The sequence below is a fragment of the Peribacillus sp. NPDC096447 genome, assembly GCF_044762725.1.
Lineage (GTDB): Bacteria > Bacillota > Bacilli > Bacillales > DSM-1321 > Peribacillus.
Window position 1 is genome coordinate 432670 of sequence record NZ_JBIWEV010000003.1, and the last position, 26188, is coordinate 458857.

At 39.4% G+C, this 26188-nt stretch carries 26 protein-coding genes; 1 reads left to right on the forward strand and 25 read right to left on the reverse strand.

Features of this window, described 5'->3' with window-relative positions; all coding sequences use genetic code 11:
* Positions 1 to 16: 16 nt before the first annotated feature.
* From ACIQZD_RS13315 to ACIQZD_RS13420, 22 genes are all read right to left on the reverse strand, one after another.
* Positions 17 to 1363, reverse strand: a complete 1347-nt coding sequence (locus ACIQZD_RS13315; protein ID WP_402903164.1) for an MFS transporter — start codon at positions 1361 to 1363, stop codon at positions 17 to 19.
* A gap of 199 nt (positions 1364 to 1562) precedes the next feature.
* Positions 1563 to 2930, reverse strand: coding sequence for an MFS transporter (locus ACIQZD_RS13320; protein ID WP_402903167.1), 1368 nt, complete (start codon positions 2928 to 2930; stop codon positions 1563 to 1565).
* Positions 2931 to 3128: 198 nt separating this feature from the next.
* Positions 3129 to 3941 (reverse strand): dioxygenase family protein, encoded by an 813-nt coding sequence (locus tag ACIQZD_RS13325; protein ID WP_402903170.1) that lies wholly within the window; start codon positions 3939 to 3941, stop codon positions 3129 to 3131.
* A 27-nt stretch (positions 3942 to 3968) separates the two neighbouring features.
* Entirely contained in the window at positions 3969 to 5162 is a 1194-nt protein-coding gene (locus ACIQZD_RS13330; protein ID WP_402903173.1) for a thiolase family protein, read from the reverse strand.
* A 4-nt stretch (positions 5163 to 5166) separates the two neighbouring features.
* Entirely contained in the window at positions 5167 to 5505 is a 339-nt protein-coding gene (locus ACIQZD_RS13335) for a DUF3870 domain-containing protein (protein WP_048687694.1), read from the reverse strand.
* Positions 5506 to 5580: 75 nt separating this feature from the next.
* Complete coding sequence (locus tag ACIQZD_RS13340) at positions 5581 to 6696, reverse strand: muconate cycloisomerase family protein (protein ID WP_402903176.1); 1116 nt, start codon at positions 6694 to 6696, stop codon at positions 5581 to 5583.
* A gap of 20 nt (positions 6697 to 6716) precedes the next feature.
* On the reverse strand, positions 6717 to 7349 hold the full coding sequence (locus tag ACIQZD_RS13345) for a 3-oxoacid CoA-transferase subunit B (protein WP_402903179.1): 633 nt from the start codon (positions 7347 to 7349) through the stop codon (positions 6717 to 6719).
* Positions 7342 to 8031 (reverse strand): CoA transferase subunit A, encoded by a 690-nt coding sequence (locus ACIQZD_RS13350; protein ID WP_402903182.1) that lies wholly within the window; start codon positions 8029 to 8031, stop codon positions 7342 to 7344. Before ACIQZD_RS13350 ends, ACIQZD_RS13345 begins: the two co-directional genes overlap by 8 nt.
* Positions 8032 to 8052: 21 nt before the next feature.
* Positions 8053 to 8772, reverse strand: a complete 720-nt coding sequence (locus ACIQZD_RS13355; RefSeq protein ID WP_402903185.1) for a carboxymuconolactone decarboxylase family protein — start codon at positions 8770 to 8772, stop codon at positions 8053 to 8055.
* A 14-nt stretch (positions 8773 to 8786) separates the two neighbouring features.
* Entirely contained in the window at positions 8787 to 9473 is a 687-nt protein-coding gene (locus ACIQZD_RS13360) for a cyclase family protein (protein ID WP_402903188.1), read from the reverse strand.
* Positions 9474 to 9713: 240 nt separating this feature from the next.
* A complete protein-coding gene (locus tag ACIQZD_RS13365; protein WP_402903191.1) occupies positions 9714 to 10547 on the reverse strand; it encodes an alpha/beta fold hydrolase in 834 nt (277 codons plus the stop codon).
* Positions 10548 to 10825: 278 nt separating this feature from the next.
* The gene (locus ACIQZD_RS13370) at positions 10826 to 11287 is read right to left on the reverse strand and encodes a pyridoxamine 5'-phosphate oxidase family protein (protein ID WP_402903194.1); all 462 of its coding nucleotides are present in this window, start codon (positions 11285 to 11287) and stop codon (positions 10826 to 10828) included.
* A 35-nt stretch (positions 11288 to 11322) separates the two neighbouring features.
* Positions 11323 to 11898: a non-oxidative hydroxyarylic acid decarboxylases subunit B gene (locus ACIQZD_RS13375; protein ID WP_402903197.1), complete on the reverse strand. Its 576-nt coding sequence runs from the start codon at positions 11896 to 11898 to the stop codon at positions 11323 to 11325.
* A 38-nt stretch (positions 11899 to 11936) separates the two neighbouring features.
* Entirely contained in the window at positions 11937 to 13424 is a 1488-nt protein-coding gene (locus ACIQZD_RS13380; RefSeq protein ID WP_402903200.1) for a UbiD family decarboxylase domain-containing protein, read from the reverse strand.
* A 129-nt stretch (positions 13425 to 13553) separates the two neighbouring features.
* Positions 13554 to 14381: a MerR family transcriptional regulator gene (locus ACIQZD_RS13385; RefSeq protein WP_402903203.1), complete on the reverse strand. Its 828-nt coding sequence runs from the start codon at positions 14379 to 14381 to the stop codon at positions 13554 to 13556.
* Positions 14382 to 14925: 544 nt separating this feature from the next.
* Positions 14926 to 15180, reverse strand: a complete 255-nt coding sequence (locus ACIQZD_RS13390; RefSeq protein WP_402903208.1) for a hypothetical protein — start codon at positions 15178 to 15180, stop codon at positions 14926 to 14928.
* Positions 15181 to 15674: 494 nt separating this feature from the next.
* Entirely contained in the window at positions 15675 to 16790 is a 1116-nt protein-coding gene (gene menC, locus ACIQZD_RS13395) for an o-succinylbenzoate synthase (protein WP_402903213.1), read from the reverse strand.
* 93 nt (positions 16791 to 16883) lie between these two features.
* Positions 16884 to 17714, reverse strand: coding sequence for a GNAT family N-acetyltransferase (locus ACIQZD_RS13400; RefSeq protein ID WP_402903216.1), 831 nt, complete (start codon positions 17712 to 17714; stop codon positions 16884 to 16886).
* A 156-nt stretch (positions 17715 to 17870) separates the two neighbouring features.
* The gene (locus ACIQZD_RS13405; protein WP_402903218.1) at positions 17871 to 19355 is read right to left on the reverse strand and encodes an amino acid permease; all 1485 of its coding nucleotides are present in this window, start codon (positions 19353 to 19355) and stop codon (positions 17871 to 17873) included.
* Between the two features lie 36 nt (positions 19356 to 19391).
* Positions 19392 to 20522: an amidohydrolase gene (locus tag ACIQZD_RS13410; protein WP_402903220.1), complete on the reverse strand. Its 1131-nt coding sequence runs from the start codon at positions 20520 to 20522 to the stop codon at positions 19392 to 19394.
* 34 nt (positions 20523 to 20556) lie between these two features.
* Positions 20557 to 21411, reverse strand: coding sequence for a MurR/RpiR family transcriptional regulator (locus tag ACIQZD_RS13415; RefSeq protein WP_402903223.1), 855 nt, complete (start codon positions 21409 to 21411; stop codon positions 20557 to 20559).
* A gap of 202 nt (positions 21412 to 21613) precedes the next feature.
* Complete coding sequence (locus tag ACIQZD_RS13420; protein ID WP_402903226.1) at positions 21614 to 21817, reverse strand: hypothetical protein; 204 nt, start codon at positions 21815 to 21817, stop codon at positions 21614 to 21616.
* A 612-nt stretch (positions 21818 to 22429) separates the two neighbouring features.
* Between ACIQZD_RS13420 and ACIQZD_RS13425 the strand changes: the two genes are divergently transcribed.
* Positions 22430 to 22846 carry a PaaI family thioesterase gene (locus ACIQZD_RS13425; protein ID WP_402903229.1) on the forward strand — a complete coding sequence of 139 codons (417 nt, stop codon included), beginning with the start codon at positions 22430 to 22432 and terminating at the stop codon, positions 22844 to 22846.
* A gap of 157 nt (positions 22847 to 23003) precedes the next feature.
* On the opposite strand, the gene ACIQZD_RS13430 is transcribed toward ACIQZD_RS13425, so the two are convergent.
* The 3 genes from ACIQZD_RS13430 to ACIQZD_RS13440 all read right to left on the reverse strand — a co-directional run bounded on the left by ACIQZD_RS13430 (position 23004) and on the right by ACIQZD_RS13440 (position 26134).
* The gene (locus ACIQZD_RS13430; protein WP_402903232.1) at positions 23004 to 23576 is read right to left on the reverse strand and encodes a hypothetical protein; all 573 of its coding nucleotides are present in this window, start codon (positions 23574 to 23576) and stop codon (positions 23004 to 23006) included.
* Positions 23577 to 24186: 610 nt separating this feature from the next.
* The gene (gene rbsK / locus ACIQZD_RS13435) at positions 24187 to 25107 is read right to left on the reverse strand and encodes a ribokinase (RefSeq protein ID WP_402903235.1); all 921 of its coding nucleotides are present in this window, start codon (positions 25105 to 25107) and stop codon (positions 24187 to 24189) included.
* A gap of 13 nt (positions 25108 to 25120) precedes the next feature.
* Complete coding sequence (locus tag ACIQZD_RS13440) at positions 25121 to 26134, reverse strand: aldose 1-epimerase family protein (protein WP_402903238.1); 1014 nt, start codon at positions 26132 to 26134, stop codon at positions 25121 to 25123.
* Positions 26135 to 26188 lie beyond the last annotated feature (54 nt).

The following is a 26188-nucleotide window of genomic DNA, read 5'->3' on the forward strand; positions in this document are numbered from 1 at the left end:
TTCCGCCTTTCTCCTTTTATTTTTTCATTGTGATTTCTATACGCTGTACTTTTCCGAGAAGGAAGATATAAGCAAAAGCGCCAATTAGGGCCACTACGGATATAAAGGTTAACGCTGCTGCATAAGAATGTGTCGCACTAATGATTAAACCGACGATTAACGGAGATAATGCTCCGCCAATGTTTGCTACAAAATATAGTGAGGAACCCGTTAGGCCTACCATTCCTTTCGGGGCAATATCAGCTAAAAGGGCTCCGGTAACTGTTGATGCCATCCCCTGTCCAAAGAATGCTATCGCCATAAAGGTGATGACAATGTTTGGTGAATCCGTATAATTCCCCCCGAGAATCAAACAAGACAGTAACAATCCGACAATGATGGGAAGTTTACGTGCCAATCCTGTTGATACCCCGCGTGTCAGCATCCAATCGGAACATCGGCCGCCAATGAGGGTTCCTAATATGGCTACGATGTAAGGAATACTCGCATAAATTCCAGTTTTCAACATCGTCATTCCCTTTTCATCAATCAAATAGGATGGAAACCAAGTCATAAAGAAAAACAAAGTAGTTTGAATGGAAAATTGCCCGATGAACATTCCCCAAATTTGACGGTGTTTAAGCAGTTGGCCTATTCGGTTCCAGGAGAAAGGATGCTTCTCTTCAGTTCCGATCATCCCTCCGCCTTCTTTGATATAGTTTAGCTCTTCCTGAGAAATCCGCATATGTTCCTTGGGGTTCCGATAGAATCCATACCAAACAAATCCAATAAGAATCCCTATAATTCCGGCGATATAAAAAAGGTAATTCCATCCAAAGGTAATGATTATCCAAGTAAAAACTGGAGTCAGGAAGGCTAACCCAATATATTGGGTACCCGTATAAATCCCTACAGCAGTAGCACGTTCTTTTTTAGGAAACCACTCGGATACACACCAGGCATTAGTTGGTATGGAGGGAGATTCAAAGGCACCCAGTCCTATGCGATATGTAATCAGTGACGATATATTTTTCGCGGTTCCTACCATGAATGTAAATACAGACCATAAAATGAGGGAAACCGTGTATACCTTTCTAGGACCGAATCTATCAAGAAAGTATCCGCTGAATAGCATGGAGAAGGTATAGCTCCAGCCAAATACGGAAAATATGATTCCCATCATAGCCGGATCAATATGTAAATCGGCTTGAATATTCGGAGCTGCAAGCGAAATGATGGCACGGTCGATGTAATTAATACACGTGACCAAAGCAATTAGAAATAAGATGAACCATCGAACAGTTTTCTGTTTTCCTTTTTTTGATCTGTCAGTTACCGGTTCCGATGTGCGACCTTCTATTATTGCCTTTAATTCTGAGCTCAATATTTTTCCCCCTTAACCTAATGCCCAATATTAGTACATCGTTCTACTAAATTTTATAAATGCCACTATGTTTCCTTCCATTACTTACAACCTGGTTTAATATTTTCAAGAGCAGCCCCTAGGAACATTGAATTGCAGATCCCCTTGTTGCAATGTTAAACAACCAAGGGGATTGTATTCCGAATTGTGAATCATTTCTTTACATAGTTACAGTCTTCTCTGATTCTACCTCTTCATTGTCCTCCTTGACTACCCTGTCAAAAGATCCATGTTTTTCTTGGACCAGAATATAACCGACCGCTGCGATGATACTTGGCAGGGCAAATGTAGCAAAAGCAACCTTTGGATCCATGCCTGTTGACAGAAGAAAGGCAATTAAAGTAGGAGCGAGAATTGAGCCAATCCTGCCGATAGCTTGCGAATAGCCCATACCCGTCGTACGGATTTCACGGGGGTAATATTCAGTGATATACGGATTGGCTAAGTTCATGGCACCAACAGTACAGGCCCCCCCCATAAAAATCAGTAAATATACTCCGATGGTATTAGTCGTAGCGCTCAATGCGACAAAGGTAATGGCCCCTAATAAGAATAGTGTAACAAGAATTTTACGATGGCCCATTTTTCCAGCATAATAACCGCCTACTAAGGAACCTCCAATTTGACCAAGGCATAAAACCAGGTTAAATGAAAGGCTTGAGGTGATACTGAATCCGGAATCCTGCATCATTTTTGGAAGCCATGTATTTAATCCGTAAGCCATCATCAATGTACAGAACACAGCCACCCATATGGAAACCGTACTGAATGCCCGTTTGTTCGTGAATAGTTTTTTTACTGGAGATCCTTTTCTCCTCTGTTCAGCTTCACTAAGCCTGAAATCGTCTGTTTCTTTAAAATCCCCTTCTGGTTTGACTTTATTGAGGATTTCAACAACCTTACCAATTTCCTTCTTTGCTAAATAGTAGGAAAGGGATTCAGGAAACTGCTTCATGAATATTGGAAGTGTAAGTAATGGCAAAATTCCAATAAAGTATAATACACGCCAATCCGTATAAGGAATGATATACATTCCCACTAATGATGCCATGATTCCACCGATTGAATAGCCACAATACATCGCAGCTACAATGATGGCCCGATTTTGTTTTGGGGAATATTCAGTCATTAGCGATATTACATTCGGCATCAATGCTCCCATGCCAATTGCAGCAATGAAACGCATGACGGTGAACCATGTGAGGTTGGGTGCAATCCCTGCCCCCAAGGTAAATACGCTGAACAAAACCATACAAATGACTAGAACATTCTTCCGGCCATATTTATCTGCGATCGGTGCTAAAATCAGGGCGCCAATCATCATGCCGAATAAGGAATAACTTCCCACTGCCCCTGCCTGAATGGAAGTTAAATCCCACTCTTCCATCATCCAAGGCAAACCCACACCATACATCGCTATTTCATACCCGTCGAAAGCGATGGCATAAAAACACCAAAGAAAAACAAGTAAATGAAAGCGGTTAAACTTACTGACAGCAATGATTTCCGAAGCAACTACACTACGCATTTTCCGCCTCCCATCATTTTTAAAAATATCCTTCGAATGTATTTTCCGAGTTCCAAAATAGGAACTCGGAAAACAATCGGAAAAATCAGATAATATATTTTGAAATTGCCCATTAACAATACATCTTTAATATTTTTTATTACCTATGGGAACAAACTCTTTTTTAGAAAATCTTTGCATGCATATTCTTATCGATGATTAGTTTTTCACGACAGCCTTATTGAAAACAGGTTTATCTTGTAATCTAAGTTCAAAATCTAAATGAGCCGTATAATAATCATTTTTCAATCCTTTTTCTGCACCGGAATGTTTTTCTAACTTTGTAATTAAGCTTCCGCGAACACCTTGTGCAACATCATTTTCTAAATATTCATCGCCTTCAAAATATATTTGCGTTACTAATCTATCGCCATTTTCCGGTTGGAATAAGAGATGCAAATGTGCTGGACGAAATGAATGATGATCAATCCACTTTAAGAATTGACCAGAAGGTCCATCTGTTGGAATTGAATAATTACCCGGTACAACTGTTTTTATTTCAAAATTACCATTCACATCCGTATAAAAAGCACCACGTAAATTACCATCTGGAATACCTTCAGCGAAGTATGAGTATTCACCGTTTGCATCAGCCTGCCACATATCGATTTTGGTATTTGCCAACGGATTTCCATTAACATCTTTAACAGATCCTGAAAAGTAAAGAGCGTCACCTGGTTCATTTTCTCGTTGTGGCAGCATTCCGGGATTTTGAACGACTCGCGTATTTTCAATGTAATATGGTCCTAGAATAGTAGGTTCCGTTCCTTTTACGCTTTTATACATTTCCTGAAGTGCATGAGTTTCAAAGAATACATCCATAAATAACGGAATTTCCCCTGCCCTGCCTAATTGATCCATCCAATCAACAAGAGCTTGATAGTCATTATGATCTATTTCGTATTCACTAACTAATTCCTTGAATTTAACTACCAATCCATTATAAACGTCGATTACTTTTTGATTCTTCATAATACTTCCTCCAATTTTTTTAAGTTTTTATATTTGTTGATTTTCAATGATGGTACTGATTCCTAATCCACCTGCTATACATAGTGTGACTAGCCCATATCTTTTTCCGGTTCTTTCTAACTCATGTATCAATTTGGTTGCTAAAATTGCACCAGTGGCACCAATTGGATGTCCCATGGCAATGGCACCGCCGTTAGGATTCACCTTATTCATATCAAGTTTCAATTCTTTGATAACTGCCAAAGCTTGCGCAGAAAAGGCTTCGTTCAGTTCTATTAAATCAATATCATCCAGTTTCAACCCTGACATTTGAAGCGCTTTCAAGGTAGAGTTGACAGGCCCCAGCCCCATGAAATTCGGTGATACGCCTGCTGCCGCTTGAGCGATCACTCTTGCTTTCGGCTTTTTACCATGCCTTTTTGCTGCTTCTTCCGACATTAGTATCAGAGCGGATGCACCATCATTTCTTCCACTGCTATTTCCAGCGGTCACCGTTCCATTTTTCTTGAAAACCGGTTTTAAATCAGCCAACTTTTCCAGACTGGTTTCTCTTGGGTGCTCATCCTCATTAAATTCCATTAACCCTTTTTTCGTTTTAATTTGATAGGGAACGATCTCTTTCGTGAATATTTCAGTGGAAATTGCCCGTCTTGCATTTTCTTGGCTCCTTAAAGCAAATTCATCTTGTTCAGTTCTTGAAATGGAATATTTTTCAGCCAGATTTTCAGCTGTCATTCCCATCGTTAACATTCCGTAATCTTCAATGGGCTGTGATCCTGGCTGGCTTTCCGTATTCGGGTCCAATAACTGTCCATTCCCTGATTTCAATCCAAAACGGATATTTCTCATATAGTATGGTGCCGTGCTCATAGATTCCGCTCCGCCTGCAATGATTACATCTCCTAATCCGCTTTGTAATTGTTGACTGGCAGAATTGATCGCCTGGATGCCGGATCCGCATTGTCTGTGAACGGTATAACCTGGTACTTCTACAGGAAATCCTGCCCGGAGTGATGCAACTCTTGCCAAATTCGACGCGTCTGAACTTTGTTTGGCTTGTCCCATGATCACTTCATCAATACTCTCTTTAGGAATATCCGCTCTCTTGATAACTTCATCAAGGACAGCAGCTGCCAGGAAATCGGCAGGAACATTTTCCAATGCTCCCCCTAATTTCCCTATAGCGGTGCGAACCGAGTCTATAATAACTACATTGCTCAATTTTCTACCTCCTGCTATTTTTATTTCTTTCTTCTAAACTATCCTTATATCTCTGGTGAGCTATTTTCAGGGCAACAATCACCGATTGCTGCGATGGAGCTAAAAAATCCGTTTTAATATTCTCTATTAAAGAATCAATATCTTTACTAAAATCAAAACCAACTATCATTCGCTTAAAAAAATCCTGGGCCAAAGTTGTTAAAAACGTAAATTCTGCATTAATGATGATGTGACTTTCCTTGTGAATTTCCAATACCATCCCAGCGTATTTATAATTTTCATACATGCTCGTATTTTGCGGCGCCTTCGCATAGGCCGTGATTAATAATGTTGGCTGTCCCATATAAAACTACATCCTCTCAAGATTACTTGCATAAACTAGTGGGTTTTCCATAATCCCCTTTCCAGTTTATATTAATTAAAGACCTCTTGAAAAATGTTTTACTTTTTCCATATCTATCTCCATGCCAAATCCTGGACCATCCGGGATGATTATTTCATAATTCTCATATTTTATTTCGTTTAGCGTAATATTTTCTTTGAAAAGTAACGGACCAAATAATTCGGTACCGAATTCAAATTGGGGAATGGTTGAATAAAGTTGTGCACAAATGGCCGTGCCTAATGATGATTCAATCATCGTTCCCCCATACAAACCAAAACCTACGCCTTCAGCAATTGCAGCCACTTTTTTCGTTTGGGTCATCCCGCCATGTTTACATATTTTCAAGGCGAACGAATTACCTGCTCTATGTTTAGCTATTTGGAATGAATCTTGTAAAGAATTCAATGACTCATCGGCCATGATCGGGACCTTAAAACGATTGGTCAATCTTGACATCCCTTCATTATCCCAAGCTGGCAGCGGCTGTTCGACCATGGAAACCCCGCCTTCCTGTAAAGCTTCAATGCAATACGTAGCCGTTGTTTCATCCCATGCCTGATTAACATCAACCGTAATGCGTGCTTGATCTCCCACGGCTTCAATAATTTTCAATACATGCTCCACATTCTTATATGGATTCCCTTTGCCAATTTTCAATTTAAAGATATTATGACGTTTTTGATGTAGGGATTCTTTCGCTTCTTCGATATCTTTATTTGTATCCCCACTTGCCAATGTCCATGCCACCGGCAATGATTTATGAATTTGTCCACCGAATAATTCATAAGCAGGGATGTTTCTCCTTCTGGCTACTAAATCCACCATGGCTGATTCAACGACAGCCTTCGCAAAATTATTCCCTCTAACATTTAGTGAAACTTCATGCATGATTTTGTCATAATGGACGGGGTTTTTACCAATGATAAGCGGGGCGATATATGTATCAATATTCACTTTGATCGCCTCAGGCGTCCCCTCACCATATGAAGCCCCGCCTATTGTTGCCACTTCCGCCCAACCTTCCGCACCCTCTTCATCCAAAACACGGGCAAGAATGATCGTTTGTTCCACGATCGTATGCATGGCAAGCTGATGAGGACGAATTGTGGGTAAATCAATAATGTATACATCAACTGAACGTATTTTCATTTAATCCACCTTTTTAACATTTAATAGATAAAATCCGCTTCTGTTTTTGCTCTTACTTCTTCAATCGTTATTCCTGGCATTAATTCAATCAATTTCAACTGTTTGTCAATAACTTCAAAGACAGCCAACTCGGTGATGATCAAGTCAACGCTTCTAGTGGAAGTAATCGGGTAGGTGCATTTCTTTAAAACTTTACTTTTACCTTCCTTACTTGTATGAGTCATGGTCACGATCACTTTTTTGGCGCCAACCAACAGGTCCATCGCTCCTCCAACACCCATGATATTCTTGCCAGGTACCGCCCAATTTGCAATTTCCCCTGTTTGACCTACCTGCAAAACACCTAAGATGGCAACATCAATGTGTCCTCCACGGATCATTGCAAACGATTCTGCACTATTAAAGAATGATGCACCAATCGATTCCCCTACCGGTAACTTGCCTGCATTAACTAAATTGGGATCGATTTGATCTTCATCAACTTCTGCAACCCCTAATAATCCATTTTCCGTATGGAAAAAAACATTTTCATCATCAATGTATTTTGCAACCAAGGTCGGAATCCCGATTCCAAGGTTCACTATACAAGGACCCGTCAATTCTTTTGCCGCGCGTCTTGCTATCATATTTTGCATGAATTCTTTGTCACTCATAACCTTTGACACCTTCCTTCGTCAGGATTTTCTTTGCCTTAATAATTCCATCGACGAATAGATGCGGTGTTACAATCTCCTCTGGCGGGAGTTCTCCAGGTTCAACTATCTCATCCACTTCAGCAATTACGACATCTGCGGCCGTTGCCATGACCGGATTAAAGTTTCGAGCCGTTTTATAATAAACAAGATTACCAAGTGTATCTGCCTTCCATGCCCTGATCAAAGCTACATTTGCTCTTATGGCAGGTTCAAAAATATATGTAGCCCCATTTATTTCCCTTTCTTCTTTTCCTTTAGCTAAATCGGTGCCTACACTCGTTTTCGTATAGTAACCGCCAATGCCAGCACCGCCAGCACGAATGGATTCCGCTAATGTCCCCTGTGGCAATAGTTCTAATTCAATTTCACCACGTTGGTAAAACTCCCCAATTTCACGATTGCTTGTAAAATAAGAACCAATCGCCTTTTTTATTTTCTTCTGACTTAGGAGAACTCCCAGACCTTTTCCTTTCTCGCCTAAATTGTTACTGATTACTGTCAAGCCTGCTACATCCTTTTTGACCAAACCATCTATTAATGTAAGAGGGGCACCGATCAAGCCAAATCCACCTACCATTAATGTATGACCGTTCTTCACACAAGATAAAGCTGCTTCCATATCATGATGTACTTTCGTCATGTTTTCCCCACCAATCTCACGTTACTTATTTTCAATCAATGAATCACTTGCCTCAAACCAAGCAGGTATTCCAGCAGTCAATAAGCAAATCAGCCCCACTTCAGCTAATTGTTCTTCCGAAGCTCCATTTAACCTTGCCGCCTCCATCCATTCCCCAACCTGTTCCCCTTTTAATTCTGTAATGAATATTCCTGTCATCAGGAGATGTTTTAGCCTTTTTGAAACCACTGAATCACTTAATATATAATTTTTGAGGGAGTTTTGGTCTTCCGATTTAACCAGTTTCAAAACATTCGAGACGAATCCCGTCTCCTCATCCCCTAATAGTTCAATCATATAAAGCAGGATTTCTTCTGCTGTTCCTTGATGGCCACTTATTTCGGGATATCGAATGTCTTTAAGTGTAAGAGCATACTCCAAAGACTTCATTCCTGTTTTTAATGCTTCTGTTCCGTTATATAAGTAAGAAACAATTAGGTATTCCACAAGTTCCGGTATTGTTGCCCCGCCATCGATTGCCCCTTTGGTATGGTAAACCATACTCCGTTCATACAACCTCGCAGCATTCATGCCTACCAGTAAAATATCTTTTTCCTTCTTCGTCAAGGCTCCCTCTTGCATGATGTTACTGCGTAAGTTGGTATAGTGATCAAGTGCATTGGGGCTATAATCGTGCATTTTTTGCACCCAGCCTGGTACGGCATCATAAACTTTTTTGAAATACAATAATCCCTCGCTCATTCGTCTGCACCTCTTTAAATTAATTGTGAATCAAGTATCGATAGTGCCCTTATAGGTGAGGCTGTTGCATTTTTTAGTTTTAAAGGGATCCCGAAAAAAAGAAAGCGAGAATGCTTAGGTAGTTTTTCAAGATTCACCAGATTTTCAACGATATATATATCATGGTTCAGTAATTTTTGATGAATTCCACTTTCTGAATCCTGGTTCAAATCGGCATTTGGCAAATCCAACCCGACAATATGTATTTGCTTTTCAATAAACCATTGGGCCACACTATCATCTAAGGCCTGCGCTTCAAAAAAGCCTTCTTCCCCCCATGATTTCCCCCATGTCCTGATGAGGACAATATCGTTTTTTTCTACATACACCCCCTGCCTGCGTTCCGCCTCTTCAAGTAAAGCTTTCGTAACAGGTTCATGTGTCGCTTTTAACATGCTTACATCCAGTATGAGAGCATCCCCAAACATATTCTTCAGATTGATGTTTTCAACCGACTCCCCGTTTTTAAAGTAATGTGAAGGCACATCGACATGTGTCCCACTATGGTCAGAAAAAGAAATCAACTTGGAACGGTATCCTTTAGGAAGTGAATCAGATTTCCCCTTTTGTTCAAGAGGTTCATCTTTAATGCCTATTGCAGGTAAATCATTATTTGTAACTAGACCATCGTAAAGTTCCAATGTTAAATCAATGATTTTCAACCATAAAACCCCCAAATTCATTAAGCGTTTACATTATCACGACAAAAATGGCTACCCTAAACATTACTATCAATAATTGACAGCAGGTGTTTAAGGTAGCCAGTTGTTCACTAGTTGTTATTAAAAAAGGTTATTTTTTAATAGCTAATGAATAGGCAATAATTAAGTTTATTATATATTCTTAATATTACACTATTTTCTGTTAATTTCAATATCTTTTTTAAAAATAACTACAAAAAATCAAATTCGTTTTAAAAAAGATTTTATTCCTTCGTTAATCTCCACTCTATTTTCAAACACCATTGTATAGTGATTACATGTAGAAACGATCGTTTCGATATCAGGCGTATTTTTCTTCGTATCAGTATAGGCTTCTTCATAAAATAATGGAGGAAATTCCCCTATTTTCCCACTGGCATACACCAATAAGGTTTTACAGGAAATTTGTCTACAAACTTCTTTAGGGACAAAAGAATAAAAACTATCAAAATCCCTAAGAATGCTATCTTCTGATGATTTATTCTCCCAGTGACCATCCACTTCATGAATCTCATACTCCGCCACACTTTGCAGGTGATCCGTCCATTTGATACCCAAACGGCTATAGATTTCCTTAATTTCTGCAATATAACTTTCCTGAGATTCATATTCTTTACTTAATCGGCCTAGTGATGGTTGTACGATGTCCCTTTGCTGTTGAGAGCAATTGGCCGCACCATCCAATAATATCAGGGCCTGTACCGAGGTTAATTTGCTGGCTACAATGCTTGAGATGAAGGCTCCCATTGAATATCCGATCAAAATCGGATTTTTAATCTTTAACTCTTGAATTAACTCAATTACATCTTCTGCATGTTTGAAAAGAGAAGTCTGCACATCTGCCCTCGAACTATTTCCCCTCCCGCTTAAGTCAATCGAGATGACTCTGTACTCGCCTTTTAACATTTCTGCATAATAATGCATTTGCTTATGATTACCCGTTAAACCATGTATGGCGATGATTGGCCCTTTCCTTCCAGGATAATCTGCAATTTGAATTCTTTGGTTCCCCAATTCCTTTACATACATTTCCATAGTGTCACTCCTCCATTTCCATGATTATTAACATAAACCAACCAGCATATTTAATAAAAAAAGCTATCTTAACTTCACCATCAAGGCAACTTGATCGAGAAATTAAGATAGCCAGTCCGTTCATTAATTTTCATTAAAAAAGGTCTTTTTTTAATGGTTAATGAATAGGCAAGTTATAAATACATGTAATGATTCCATTTTACATGAACTTCTATTTATTTCAATCATAATTTGAAAATTTCGATTTCTCAGTAACTTAAAGTCGGTACCTGGGAATTTTATTGAAGGAGATCCTCTATGGTCTCACTCCAACGTTCAACAACTTCTTTAGGGTTTTTCAAGTCGATTTTAATTCCAGAGGTTATTTCAGCATACTTAGACATATCCTCCCGTGCCTCTACTATTTGGGCGTGGAATCTTTCTCTTTTGTATTGGACATTTGGCAGCTCTTTAAATCTCTCTAATGAAAGGCGAATATATTGTGCTTTACCTTTCCAAAACAAAACCAGTGTAGCTTTATGGGTACGAATGACATTGGCTGTAGTCGAAGTATCCGGCCATAGGCCGATCCTTAATTCGTTCCTGCTTACCGCTACGATCTCACCCACGCTAATCATTGCAGTATGTGGCCATCCTTCTTCACTTACCGTCAACAGCATCATGGCTTCATGCTGCTTGTCGACAAGTTCTTTACCATTTAACAAGTCGAATACCTCTACTGGCATTTCCATCCCATTCATTTTTTCACCTCTTTCTTTAATTCCCTAGTAATCTGTTATATTTTGGTGCGATATTTCATTCCGTCCCAACGTTTTGCACCGTCAGTATCGATTTCAAATTGATCTAACGCCCGATAAGCCAGATGGTCAATGATATCATTAACATTCTCAGGATGATTATAGAAGGCTGGCATCGGAGGGAATATAATGGTCCCCATTTTGGAGAGCTCCGTCATATTCTCCAAATGAATCGTATTTAAAGGGGTTTCTCTTGTCATTAGTAATAATTTTTTTCTTTCTTTCAACATGACGTCAGCAGATCGCGTTAATAAATTATCCGCTAGTCCCATGCGAATGGAAGCTAGTGTTTTCATACTGCAAGGTGCTACGATCATGCCATCAACTCGGTATGACCCACTTGATATTCTTGCTGCTTGATCTTTGTAAGAATAGGAATGATCAGCTAATCCTTCCACGTCTTTAACAGAATATGATGTTTCATGTTGAATGGTGGCATGTGCCCACGGGGACATGATTAAATGGGTCTCCACTTCACTGCTTTTAAGCATCTGAAGAATCCTAATTCCGAAAATGGCTCCAGTCGCTCCTGTTATCCCAACAATGATTTTCATTAATTCCCCTCCTTAGTCATTGAATCGAGACTTTATACTTATGCATTGGAAAATCCAGGCACAAATCGACTTGGATCAACCTCTTTAAATTCGGACCTTTTAAATTCATCTTTTAAATGAAATGGTACTGTGCAGTCAAAAATGGTCTTACAGGAAATCCCCTTTTCCTGAATGGTAGGACTGTATGCGGGATCTTGTGTAGGATCTAAGGGATGACAGCGCACTCCAGGAATGAAAACCGTATCAACATCACCTTGGTAACGAGTATTTAACGCCCATAAAACATCATTGCTATCGAAGGGATCCACATCTTCATCCACGATGAATACATGCTTAAGTTCAGAAAAGGCAGAGAACGCCAATAGTGCAGCTTGTCTTTGGCGCCCTTCATCACTTGGCTGACTTTTCTTGAATTGAAGAACAGCCATGTATTTACCTCCTCCTGAAGTATGGGCATAAACATTCAGTAATTTGCCTGGCATGGACTTTTCCACCATTTGCAGAATGCTTGCTTCAGTTGGAATGCCAGCCATATTCACATGCTCCTCACTTGGACCAATAACTGTTTGCATGATTGGATTGACTCGGTGCGTTACGGCTTTCACTTTGATTAGAGGCAGATCCGCAACAGCTGAACCTGTATAACCAGGGAATTCCGGCATTGCCTTTCCAGTATTGGTGTTTTGATCTTCCCGAACACGCACTCCGGGGACCAATTCCCCTTCTATTACATATTCAGCATTCGCGATAGCTTTTTCATCAATGGTCAAGCATTGGACCAATTCTACCGCTTCTTTCCTGATCGCCCCTGCTACACTCAGCTCATTAAAGCCAAGGGGAGTCGTAGGTGCTTCAAAACAAGCAGCGACTTCTATAGCAGGGTCAACACCGATACTAATGGAAATGGGTAACGGTTTTCCTGCTTTTTCAGCCTTTTCACGAAAAACTTCTAAATGGCGGCCAGGAACAAAATACATGGACATCTCATCTTTACTTTGTAAACATAATCGGTGTATCGTTATATCAGATTCACCGGTTTCTGAATCGGAGGCATAGCACATGCCTATGGTGATATACGGACCTGCATCTTCCTCTGTATTCGTAGGCGCAGGTATTAATTTTCTGATATCGAAATCGGGATCTTCTGCATAGTGAACCACTTCTTGAGATTTCGCTTTATCATTCGAAATGGTGATTGGATCAATGGGATTTTTTACAGCTTCATTTAAAAGGAACCCGAGCCGCTCAGGTTTTGTATCCAGCATGTGACCGACTCTCTCCCGGCTGGCTAAAAGTCCAATCACCACGCTTGAATCTTCATGTCCCAAAACATGATTGAAAACCATGGCAGGTCCGATTTTAGTTGGACGCATCACTGTCCCGCCAGCACCGACATGACGATACACCCCAGATAATTCAGCATGAGGATTGACTGGTTCATCCGTTTCAATCAATTGTCCTGGAATCGACTTCAGTAGTTCCAAGGCAGAACGTAAATCTGTCACTTTATTCATTTTTTCAGACATTAAAAATCCCCCTATCACTTTATGACAAGTATCCTATGTATCATTCAAATTCAAATAACCTATATGGTATCGGTTACAACTGTATTCTAAAGTGTATTTCTACTATACAGTCAATGGATATTTGAAAATTCAAGTAATTTTCTCTACAGGGATTTGCAGCTGACAAAAATCAACACTACTATCATTCTCGTAAAAGGTCGTATCCAATAAGCAAGCGTCCACAACGTCCCCTATAATTCTATAGTGATTTTCACTGATCCAATGAACCAATTCATTTATAAACTCAATGTTATATGGCATTCCATATTTATACACACATGCATATTGCCCAGCAGGCAACGTCATCATGTTATCCATATCAGGATCTATAAAGGGTAATGAAGTATATATTCCCGCACCCTCGAAAACATCATCCGTTCCAAGCTTATCTTTTAAAATAACCGTGCCAAATCCCTCTGATGGAAGCATCTCATGTTTACTTAATACATTCCAAGCTTTCATCAGCGTTAAATGTAATTCTTCTCGGCACAATTCATTTTCAAATGGAATAAATAAGACATGTCTTTTAGGAAATTCTTCTATAATAGGTTTATCCAATTCACTTTTAATATTTTTGGCTTCGGAATATTTCATTAATCTCTGTTGAATAAATGTACGTGTATTCATCAAGGCATTTATTTCTTTATCAATGAATTCTTGATGAAATTCCAAAAGTGACATGGCAGTGGTTAAATTACGATTTCCAATATGTTCCTTAATATCATTCAGTTTGATGCCAATCGACTTCAAAAAGCAAATTTCCCTTAGAAATGGAATCTGAACTGCACTATAGTACCGATAACCATGTTCATCTATATGTACCGGTTTAAATAGATCGATTTTATCGTAATAAATGAGTGTTTGCCTTGAGATACTGTGAATGGAAGCCATTTCACTGATTGATAAGTAATTGTCCATATGCGCTACTCCTCTGCAAATACTTTTTGTAAATTACTTTCTAAGTCTTATATCATATATTAACTTTTTAATTTCCCTCCTTCCATTCGGCAGCTACAACCGCTTGGAGAGGGTCAGTATTCTAAAGAAAACTTCATTCCCTCTAACTTTACCATTTTTCCATTTAAAATGAATGGATATTAAAGGTCCTGCCTATCGAAAAAATGGATCATATCAACATCTTTATTAATAGGCAATAAGTGAGAAAGTGAAATTTCAATAGTATCAAATTTTAAATTGAGTATAAAAAATAACCTCCTATGGATCAGAAGGATTATGGATTTTTTCATTATCGTCAGCAGTAACATCATTACTAGCTTTTATGTTTTTGGACTTAAACTGATTTTTGGAAGGAATATCATTTATTTAGAAGGGAATCAAAAATCAGACCACACAATGACCAGAAGGAAACAGGAGTTTACAAATACAATCAACTTGTGAAAGCAAAAAATAAAAACGTGCCTATTTGTGGACACGGTTTCATATGAAAGGAATTTCCTGTATCTTAATTTGCATACAATCGATATTGGTCGCTTAATGTATCTCCATTACCGTAAATATAGGCTATAGAGCCCGATGTATAGGAGGAATTGTCGTACTTCCATTTAATTCTGAGTCCCATGTTTCCGCCTGCTCCATATGTTTCATTGCCATTCTTCTTAATATATTGCGAGAAGCTATCCCACGTCTGGGGGCCAACCTCAACGTCAACCACTGCAGAATCCGTATAAAAACTCATGACATTCAGGATATACTGCATATTTCTGACTCCACCCCATGAGTGTCCTTCCGCAAAATAGAGTTTTTATCCCAGCTTTCGGGGTGGTGAAAACCTCCAGCAGATGCTGAAGCGGTGGAAAAAGATATCCCAAGGCCATTGCCAATACTACCAAACTAGTAAGTAATTTTTTCTTCATAGCTCCCTCTCCCTCTTTTTTGTACATCCGAACTACCTTACTATTTCCCTTCCGCCGATGTCCTGTTTTGACATTGCTAAGCAAACAGTGTCCCAGAAGGATTGAAACAGTCGGATATCTAGATAAAGTAGATCTCATAACGGTTGGACCAAACCACTTCATACGAAACTTGGATAAAGGAGTTCAATACATGGCAGAAAGTCGAATTACAATATATTTTAAATGGCAAATGAATGGCAGATAAAAAAGGCATGCTCCCTTTATCGGGAATCATGCCTATATGTAAGGAACATATATGTTGCAGGAAGTAACTACCCTAGCCGTTTCTATCAACATTCTAACTTAAATGATAGATTTGACTGTGTATAGTATACTTATTGATTTTTTCCATGCTTGGTTCAAAGCCAATACCGGGCAATTCTGGAACATTGATTATTCCGTTTTCCACTGTAACTTCAGGGTCAGTAATATCTTCTGCCCAATAGAGGGAGGAAGCTGCGGTATCGCCGGGAAGAGTGAAGTTTGGCAGTGAAGTGATTGCAATATTATGAGCTCTTCCAATACCTGATTCCAGCATTCCCCCACACCATAGCGGAATTTCATGTTCAAGACATAAATCATGGATTTTCCTGGATTCAGTCAAACCTCCGACACGGCCAATTTTGATATTAATAATTTTACAGCTGCCCAATTTAATAGCTTTCCTTGCATCCTCTAATGAGTGAATGCTTTCATCCAGGCAAATAGGTGTTTTTAACCTTGACTGTAAATCTGCATGGTCAATGATATCATTATAGGCAAGCGGCTGTTCAATCATCATTAAATTAAAATCATCCAAGGCGGATAACCGGTCTATATCTTGTAAGGTATAAGCTGAATTTGCATCTGCCATGAGCGGGATTTCAGGATATACTTTTCGGACCTTGTCTATTAATTCAACATCCCAGCCCGGTTTGATTTTTAGTTTAAAGCGTTTATAGCCTTCACCGAGACGAGCTTCAATTATATCTAGGGTCGAATCAATCGAATCCTTTATTCCGATGCTTACCCCCACTTCAATTTTCTTTTTTGTTCCACCTAACACATTTGAAAGAGAAGCACCCTGTTTTTTAGCATACAGATCCCAAACAGCCCCCTCTAAAGCGGCTTTTGCCATATAATTGCCGCGAATATGGGTGAAATATTTTTCGGAAATTTCATCAGGATGCTTGATTTCATTTTTAAGGATAATTGGAATTAGATAATCTTCGAGTATATGCCAGTTTGATTTTAAGGTCTCTTCATTATACAGAGGGTCGAGCATCGCAACGGATTCAGCCCAACCGGAAATGCCATCATCGCTTTTTGCTTCCACAAGGATAAAATCCCGATTGTATTCCGTCCCAAAGCTAGTTGTAAAGGGGTGAAGCAAGTCAAGCTTCAGATGCCTTAAAATAACTTGTTTAATTTTCACTAGTAGATTCTCCTTTTGGGGATAAAACTATTTACCCCAGTCTTTTTCAATAGCTGACAGCAGCCTATTGTTAATTCATTAATATGAACCTGCTTATTTCCTTGATAGCACATAAAACTGAACGGGAATTTCCGTCATGGAATTCTTAATAAACCCTGTTACCTGCCATCCTTGCTGAAATAAATTGCTAAAAATGTCCCTCGTTTTCATCCGCCATTCATTGGCCGCTTGAATATTTGTGACTCTTATTGTTCGGAAGTCCTTTGGAATGGCCACAAAAGCTGTATCACATTCTTGTTCAGGCAGCGGAAGAGTGTAAGAAGGAACAGGCACACCCTCTTCAATGGCATCCCATTGGATAAGCGAGTTTTCCATCACAAAGTCCAACGGTATTCCCTGTCCGCTAGAATCCGTTTTCTCCTTTTTACCAATATGCCATTCGACAAGAAAGCGGTCAGAAGGAATTCCGCTGTTTAAAAGATCTTCCATTTTACCATAGCAGTTTGGTATATATGTGGAACATACCCCGCCAAGCTTGGCTATATTTAAGTACCCATTAACACTTTCTAAAGGATCGTATGTCCAGGTAATAAGGGAATAGCCGAGCTTTATCGCCTCCTCACGTTGTGCTGACTTTAACTTCTCCCCTATACCTTTGTTGCGAAATTGCTCATCTATTCCTAGAATATGTGAACACAGATAGGCTGATTTCCCATTGAATCCCGGAAAGCTGTATTGAAATCCAATCAGCTTCTCCTCGCAATAAGCTCCTATAACCAAACCGCCGTTTTTCACAGCAGTTATGGTTTGGTGTGAAGGGATTGAGTCGGTTTCTCCCCAAATGGCGGATTCTAGCCTTCTTACTTCCTCTAGCTCTTCAATTCGATGAAGAGAACGAATTGAAATTTCATGTGTATTCGTCATGGTTAACCTCCTCTGAAAAGCACAAGCGCCTTAATCGACCCAACAAAAGATGTACAAGTAAGTTCCACAGCTGACGGCTTATCGTGCAAGGCGCTGGAGCTATCATTTAAATACTTTATGTTTACGAAATACTTTCTTATTTTTTAACAAAAGAAATTATTCCACTTTACTGAAATCAGCCTCTTGCAATGGAATCATTTTTGTTCTCTTTACGATTTTATAACCTAGAAAAGCCAGGAAAAATAAAGGAAGCCCGATATAAGAAATTAAAATTCCATACCAGTCAATCTCAGGACCGAAAAATGCAGAGTAATTTTGTCCCAGGATAGCCGTAACACATAAAAATGTCGCTAATATTGGACCGAATGGATACCATTTTGATACATAAGGCAAATCTTTCAAATCTCTTCCTTGTGCAATATATGCCTTCCGGAATCGATAATGTGTAATCGAAATTCCTAGCCAGGATAAAAAGCCGGATAATCCTGCAGCATTCAATAACCAAGTATAAATCGTGCCTTCACCGAAAAAAGAGGTCAGGAAAGCTGCCATCCCAACGATGGTAGAAAAGTACACAGCGTTCACTGGAATGCCGCCTGAATTCACTTTTTTTAGAAACGAAGGGGCTTTGCCTTCTTTCGCCAGCACCCAAAGCACGCGAGAAGCTCCGTACATGGCCGAATTGCCCGCAGAAAGAACGGAAGTAAGAATGACCACATTCATAACGGAGGCAGCGATGGCAAGCCCAGCGTTTTGAAAAACTAGCGTAAAGGGACTTATCGCAATATCTTCAATATCCGAGCTTAACAAACGCGGATCATTATAGCTTATTAAAAACCCAATCACGATTATTGCCAATACATAAAACAGGAGCAGTCTCCAGAAGATTTGCTTAATGGCCTTTGGTATATTTTTTCTTGGGTTTTCACTCTCGCCGGCTGCAATTCCTACTAACTCGGTGCCTTGAAAGGCAAACCCGACCACCATAAAGACACTTATAATGGATAAAAAGCCTCCCTTAAACGGTGCCTCCCCTTTGGTGATATTTTCAAAACCTACGGCATCCCCTCCCATGATTCCTACAATCATTAATAACCCTACTGCTATAAAGATGATAATCGTCAAAACCTTTATAATGGCAAACCAGAATTCTGATTCTCCATATCCTTTTACCGATAAAATATTCAGGCCAAATATGAGTGCAAGAAATAATGCGCTCCAAATGATGCCCGGAACAGAAGGAAGCCAATATTTCATAATAAGGGAGGAAGCTGCTAATTCCAACGCGACTACGATTGCATTGTTATACCAATAGTTCCAACCGATCGCAAATCCTAAAGCCGGATCGACAAACCTTGATGTATAGGTACTAAAAGAGCCTGTGATAGGCATAAGGGCAGCCATTTCGGCTAAGCTTGTCATCAGGAAGTAAACCATGATTCCGGCAATTATATAGGCAGCTACAGCTCCTCCAGGACCCGCAGTATGAATAATGGAACCGCTTGCTAAAAATAGCCCTGTTCCAATGGTTCCGCCGATTGCGATCATTGAAAGATGCCTTGGTTTGAGTTTTCGCTCCAGTTGTTTTTCTTCAGCAGCTGTTTGGTCCCCGGTTTGTGATGTTTGTGCGGTATTTTCCATAAAACACCCCTTCATTAATTTTTTTAGTGAAAAATTTTATTCTCCTGCCGTAATCATTACTGTGTTAATTAAAATCTTCGTTCCATAAATAAGTGCTTTTAAATTAAACATCATATCCGGATGGTGCAGACCAGGCGTTAAATCGCAGCCTAACCCTATCATGGTTGCTGTTAATTCAGGATTTTTGGCTGTATAAAAATGAAAATCCTCGCCTCCTTGAGAAACACAGACCGGAACGACATTTTCCGCCCCAAGGATATCTCCTATTGCGGCCCCAGCCAGCTTTATCGCTTTTTCATGCAAGGTCGCAGCGGGGACAAATTCTTCCGCAGACCAGGAGATGGATGATTCAGTTTGTTTCATTGTCTGGTCAATAGCATCCTTCGTTAAGCGATTCAATTCATTCATTACAGCATTAGACTGCGCTCTGGCATCAATAGCAAAGACAGCTGTTTCCGGGATGACGTTTGATGCTTTGTTGTTTGTTTCAAATTGAGTCATTTTGATGGAATAAGGAGTTTCGGTTTCCAGATTAATCTGCTGTAATTTTTGGACAAGCAAAGCTGCTGCCTCGATTACATTTATTCCATCTTGCGGACGGGATGCATGGGCCTGAATGCCTTTGATTGTTCCCCTTATTGTTTCGGCTGAGCCATGGACAATGACGGGGGAAGCCTTCATATAAGGAACCTCCGTACTGGGTCTTACATGTATCCCGAATAAATATGTAACATTCTCCAACGCGCCATCATTGATCATTTGAAGAGCGCCTTCCCCTTTTTCTTCCGCAGGCTGAAATATAAATCGGAGAGTGTGTTTAGGCCGGATTCCGCTGGAGGCAATGGCCAATGCTGTATATAAAACCATTGTGCTATGTGCGTCGTGTCCACATGAATGATTTGCCTTTACAACTCCATCTACTTCCTGAACAAGCGCATCCATATCAGCCCTTAATGCCACAACCTTACTTGAGATGCCTGGAATCTCGGCAATGATTCCATAATGATTCTGAAATGTTTTTACGGTTATTCCCGCTTCCCTAAGACATTTTAAAATATAGCTAGACGTTCTTTCCTCCTGCCAGCTTGGCTCAGCCAAGGAATGCAGGTCATGGTAGGACTTTATCAATGTTTCTTGATGCTGATCAATATATTGAATCGGGCTCATTATGATGCACCTCCCCCTTTACATGAATTTACACTCATTCATTAAACACTTCATAACTCGAATATAGCCTTTCTAATTTTTGCTGATGGGTATATATCCGTTTTGCGTCTTTTTGATGTATGCCTGCAATAACCAAGTCCAATAAGCTAATGACGGAAGCGATTGAATTCGTTCCGGTTTCTGCGTTTTCTTCAGTTGTCAGTGCAATATCAGAGATGCGGCCAACAGGTGACAGGAGGCGGTCTGTAACTGTAATTAAACAAACTCCTTGTTCTTTTGCACACTCCGCAACTTTTAATGTTTCATTCGCATATCTTGGAAGTGAAAATACAACTATCACAGACTTGTTAGTGAGATTACAAAACTTTTCATAGAAGTCACCTGTTGGTGAACATAAACTTACATTTTCCCTTAATGAACTTAGCGTATATGAGAACCAATAGGCGGCGGCATGGGAAATCCGATGCCCTGCAATTAATATTTGGTCAGCCTGAATCAGGACATCGACCGCTTTCCATATATCCTGAACGTTCGTATGATCTAATAGATGCCTTAAAATATGAACCTCGTTTTCTATCACTTTGGTAAATGGATCTTGCTTGTCATCAATGCTAAGAATGGAATCACTATTGGATATATCCGTTTGAGTTTGGTGCAGCAGCTGTTTTTGAATTCTGTCCTGCATTTTACTAAACCCTTCAAATCCTAATGAATAGGAAAACCGAATGACCGTCGTTTCACTAACCTCCGCTTCCCGCCCAATTTGAAAAGCCGTTTTAAAGGCAGCTTGATCCAAATTTTCAATCAGGTAAGCGGCAACCTTTTTTTGACCTGTCGATAGATGGTCAAATCTTTCTTTCACTAATAATTTAAATGGAAGATTTTCCACAATATCACTCCTTTCTGATGAATTAAATGCTTCTTCTTAAGAAAATGATGAAGGTAATACTTCTTTGTTTTATACACTATCACAATTTAATTAGAAAAAAAAGAAGATTTTTTGATTTTTTTGATAATTATTAACTTCAAATTTCAAGCACCAATTTGCCATCAGATAGTAAGCAAAAAAATGACTATTAAGAAAGTAGACTTTAGACAAATTCGAATAAAAGACCGTTTTGCCTGCAGTTTTTTATTTTAAAAAAATTCCCGTTGATTTCAGAAATCCGCTCCCTTTCCGCCGACTGTCTGCCGAGCCTCCTCGACGCAAGCGCCTGCGGGGTCTCGGCTAGCCAGTTATTCGGCAGGAGTGTCGCAAATTTCTTCAATCCAATGAGGATTACAGAAAAAACCATTAGGACAACCTGTTCTTAAACTTGGTTCGGAATGAGTACAGACTGCAGTTTTTTATTAAAAAGGCGGTCCCGTTGATTTCAAATATCCAATGAGGGTTTCATCTATTTAAAAAAGTAAAAAAACATGAACGATAACCAAGTTTTCTTTTAAAATCATGGATCGGGGTAAGACTGTTCCGAAACCACCTTTTTAGACAAAAGGGTTTCTATCTGAATTTTTTATACAAAGTTGATTGGAGCGGGTGTGCGAGACTCCTGCGGGAAAAGCGTGTCTAGGGGAGACCCCGCAGGCGGAAGCCGAGGAGGCTCCCGGGACCGCCCGCGGGACCTGGAGTGGAAATCAATTCCACCACCAAATAACATTTCATGGTTCTGTGTCTGACCATTCCGAGCCCCTTTTGTCAACAAACTTGAAGGTGTTCCTCCAAAATTCGTAACAACTGCGATAACAGAGAAAACCTTTTATTCATTTTAGAAATTCATATAACATTAAATCTTTCATAAGTGATTTCAATCTTTAATTACTTTATTTGTAAAGTTAACAACTTCATTGACATTAAGATCTATGTTAGAATATTCAGTAGTTTCAACTTATTCAAGGGGGGCTATTTAATGGGGGAACCATCTAAAGGACACGAACTTTTACAAGTTATAACGGAAGGGAAACAGCCTCCGAATTGTGATTTAACGTTGCAGATTGAAGCAAATTATGCACAGGATGGAATTGCTAGGGGACTATGGAAAGTGGATGAAAGATTCATAAACGGAAATGGTGTAGCAATGGGGGGATTTGTCACTTCTGCAGCAGATATTATAATGGCTTATGCGATTTCATCTAAATTAAGCATCGAACAATCCTTCGCATCGATTGATTTACATACTACCTTTCATCGACCAGTAAGAATAGGAGAGGTACAGGTTGAAGCAAAAGTAGACCGAATTGGAAAAAAAACAGCTTATGTACTGGCAGATTTATTTCAAAATGATAAAAAGGTGGCAAGCGTTGTGTCATCAATTATGGTCCTTTAAACCGGATAAAAAAGCATGTTGCACAAAAAATCCTTCGTAACATGCTTCTTTCATCTAGATAATTCGGTAAATCAAGAACGGTGCACAAGATTTACCGCTTCGCCTAATCACTTCATTGTGAGCTCCATTATATATTTCCTTGAAGATATCCCAATCATCAAACTAACCATCGCAGCACAGGGCTTTTGAGATCCATCGTGAATAGACCGTAATCAATGACGACCATTTCATCATTCTCGTTATATCCGACATTATCCAAACGTAAATCTATTGGGATAATACCGTACCTCAGGAGTTTTAATTCCAACTTGATCAGTTTCGTATATTCCTTGATTGCAAACGGCACTTTCGTGTCCACCTTCTTCATGATAATCCAGCCCGTCCCATGCTCCTTAACCGGACATAAATACTTTTTGACTTCCTCATTACAGTTATTATATATATAAGCTTCATTTGCATTGCTTATTAATCCTACTTCTGACAATGCAATTTTTAAAATATAGCCATTATTTAAATCATAGACGACCCGGTTAAGACCATGCCCGATCATTTTATACTTGAACTTTAGCGTTTTACTGGCAGTAGAAATTTTTTGTCCAACTGTTTTATAAAATGAGGATATCCCTATTTGAGATATCCAGGACTCAATGGCTCTTATCTCTTGCATGGACAACATTGTACTTTTATTCTGCTGATGTATCCTTTCCGTACCATTGTTAATAGGCCACATTCCCTAAATGTCTCCTTTTTTTAAAATTTTGTTACTAGAGAGATTGGGTTCATTGAGCTGTAACAATAAATACTTAGAAGATACGATAATAAGTAAAAGATTGTGTTTTGGCTGTATTTTTGGAATTCATTTTCTGAAAACAAACCACAAATACACATTTTCCATCCATAAAAATGCCAAGTATCTCGCCAGTTTCATCCGAATCTCTCTTCGTAATAAGATATGATATTTATGAAAAATGGCTTGTACAATTACTGAGAAATTCACGTTCAAATGGAATGCCCTGATATCCCAATGTGTCCAACTCTTCCCGTCCGTTAATTCACCGTTCTATATCTCAAGAAAGAGCAGCTGAATAATAGTAAAGTCAGTTTTCCTTTAATAAAAGAATATGAAAAGACAGATGACAAATAGTTTGCCATCTGTCCAGCTATACTTTACTTCGACTTGTATTAATAATAATTAGTCTTTTTTAAAAGTACTTATAGCGTTCAACTAGAAAAAACCTTAACAATCCTCTTTGTAAAGAAACTTCAATCCTAAAGCTGTGAGTTTCGCACGTGATTATGTTTAGCTTACAAAAGCGGCATTTCTGAATCACATACAATAGTTAATCACGCTTATTCAAAAACTCTTCTAATTCTTCAGAAGTTGGATAAGAAGACTGTGTGCCCCGTTTAGTGACACTTAATGCGGCATATGCTGTAGCCATTTTTATCGCATGAAGTACGTCGCCATTTTTCACAAAGAAATGTGCAAAGCATCCTATAAATGCATCTCCAGCGCCAGTAGTATCTTTCGCAGTTACTTTACATGACTCGACAGTTTGAGTTTTTTCCTTTGTTACCCACATGGCTCCCTTGCTTCCCATTGTCACAATGACATTTTTTACTCCTTTTTTAATTAACCCGGACGCTGCTTCTCTAATTTGGGCATCAGAGGCTACAGGCATTCCTGTTAAAATCTCCAGTTCGCTCTCATTCGGAATAAAAAAGTCACTTTTGCACACATAATCAAAATCAAGTTCTTTTGATGCCGGTGCCGGATTCAAAATGACTGGAATGCCATGCTCATAACCAAATTCGATTGCACGGTAAACGGTTGGAAGTGGAATTTCCAGCTGAAGGACAATTAAAGAGGATGTCTTAAGTTTATCAGTTGCTCGCTCCACGTCTGCCGGCATCAGGTGTTGGTTTGCTCCCTTAATAATCAGGATGCGATTTTTTGATTCTTGATCCACAAAAATTGGTGCAACACCGCTTGATGTTCCGCTGACTTTTTTGGTAAACTCAGTATCGATTCCGTGGCTTTTGAGGTTTTGAATGGTGTTATCGGCAAAGAGATCATCGCCAACCTTTGTTACCAACATAACCTTTGAGCCCATTTTGGCAGCTGCCACTGCCTGATTTGCTCCTTTCCCCCCGCATCCAATCTTAAAGTCCGGCGCCTCAAGTGTTTCTCCCTCTTTCGGCATTTTATCAATGTATGAAATCAAATCAACCATGTTCGATCCAATTACTGCTATATCCATTTCTTTTTCCCCCTTATTTCTTCCCGGTTATAATCGTGAAAGACCTCTCTTCCCCAACTTCAAGCGTAATCAATGTTCCAGCTTTTTCTGCAGCGTTAAAGCCTTCTGGACGGCATGTTGCAGGCAGCACGAATGATGCAACATGCTGATTTGCGTTGTGCAATAACCATCTTGTAGCATAATTCAATTCCGCTGTTGAAAAACTTGTAAAGAAAGTAACTCCATCTGGAGAAGCCATTTCAAACTCAACATCTTCTTGGTATAGATTCAGCTCATCCGCAAAAAAAACGATCTCCGGATCATACATTTCCGGTTTATTTAATACTGCGAGCGATTCTTCGCCTTTTAGCAGCTTCTTATTATAAACCAGCCATTTTTCTGTCGGCTTCACATGGTCTGGAATCGATTCTCTAAGCTTGAAAACACCGTCTGGAATGTTCTGCTTCATTACGGCATTTTCTAAATATGCATAGTTAGTGTGGCACATATACTGAAGTGGCATTTCTGCACCTGATAAATTTTTCACATTCATGCTCATTTTAATAAAACCTTTTTCTTTGAACATTTCAACGCTCGGAGTGGCAAGATAATGGTGACCAAACCCTTTGACGTACTCTGTCTGACCAATTATTTTTATACCAATATCCGTTATTTCAAGCCAAGCCCTATCCATTTCGGCACATGGCATTTCTCCATGCATTTCATGGTCATCATCCGATCCAGGACAGCCATTGCTGATTAATCCTGAATGAAAGGCAAAACATCCATATGTATCTACGATTCTCTCAACCTTTTTAGGTTGAGAGAACATACTCTTCATTTTAAGATCTACACCGTCAAATTCCAAATCCCAAATCATCTGACCCATATATGGGAGGACAACCATTCTTCCTCTTGAATTTGTTAGCTCAATCGCTTCAATACCTGATGGATAGCGGAATAAGTTTACACTGAGTTCATTGTTGGTAAAAAAAACTGTTTTGTTTTCCTTAAAAAAGTCCCGTTGCAGTTCTATTGTCCCCATCATACTTACCATCCCTTTCCTATTAAATCCAAAAAGGACAGCAAAGTTTATAACTGT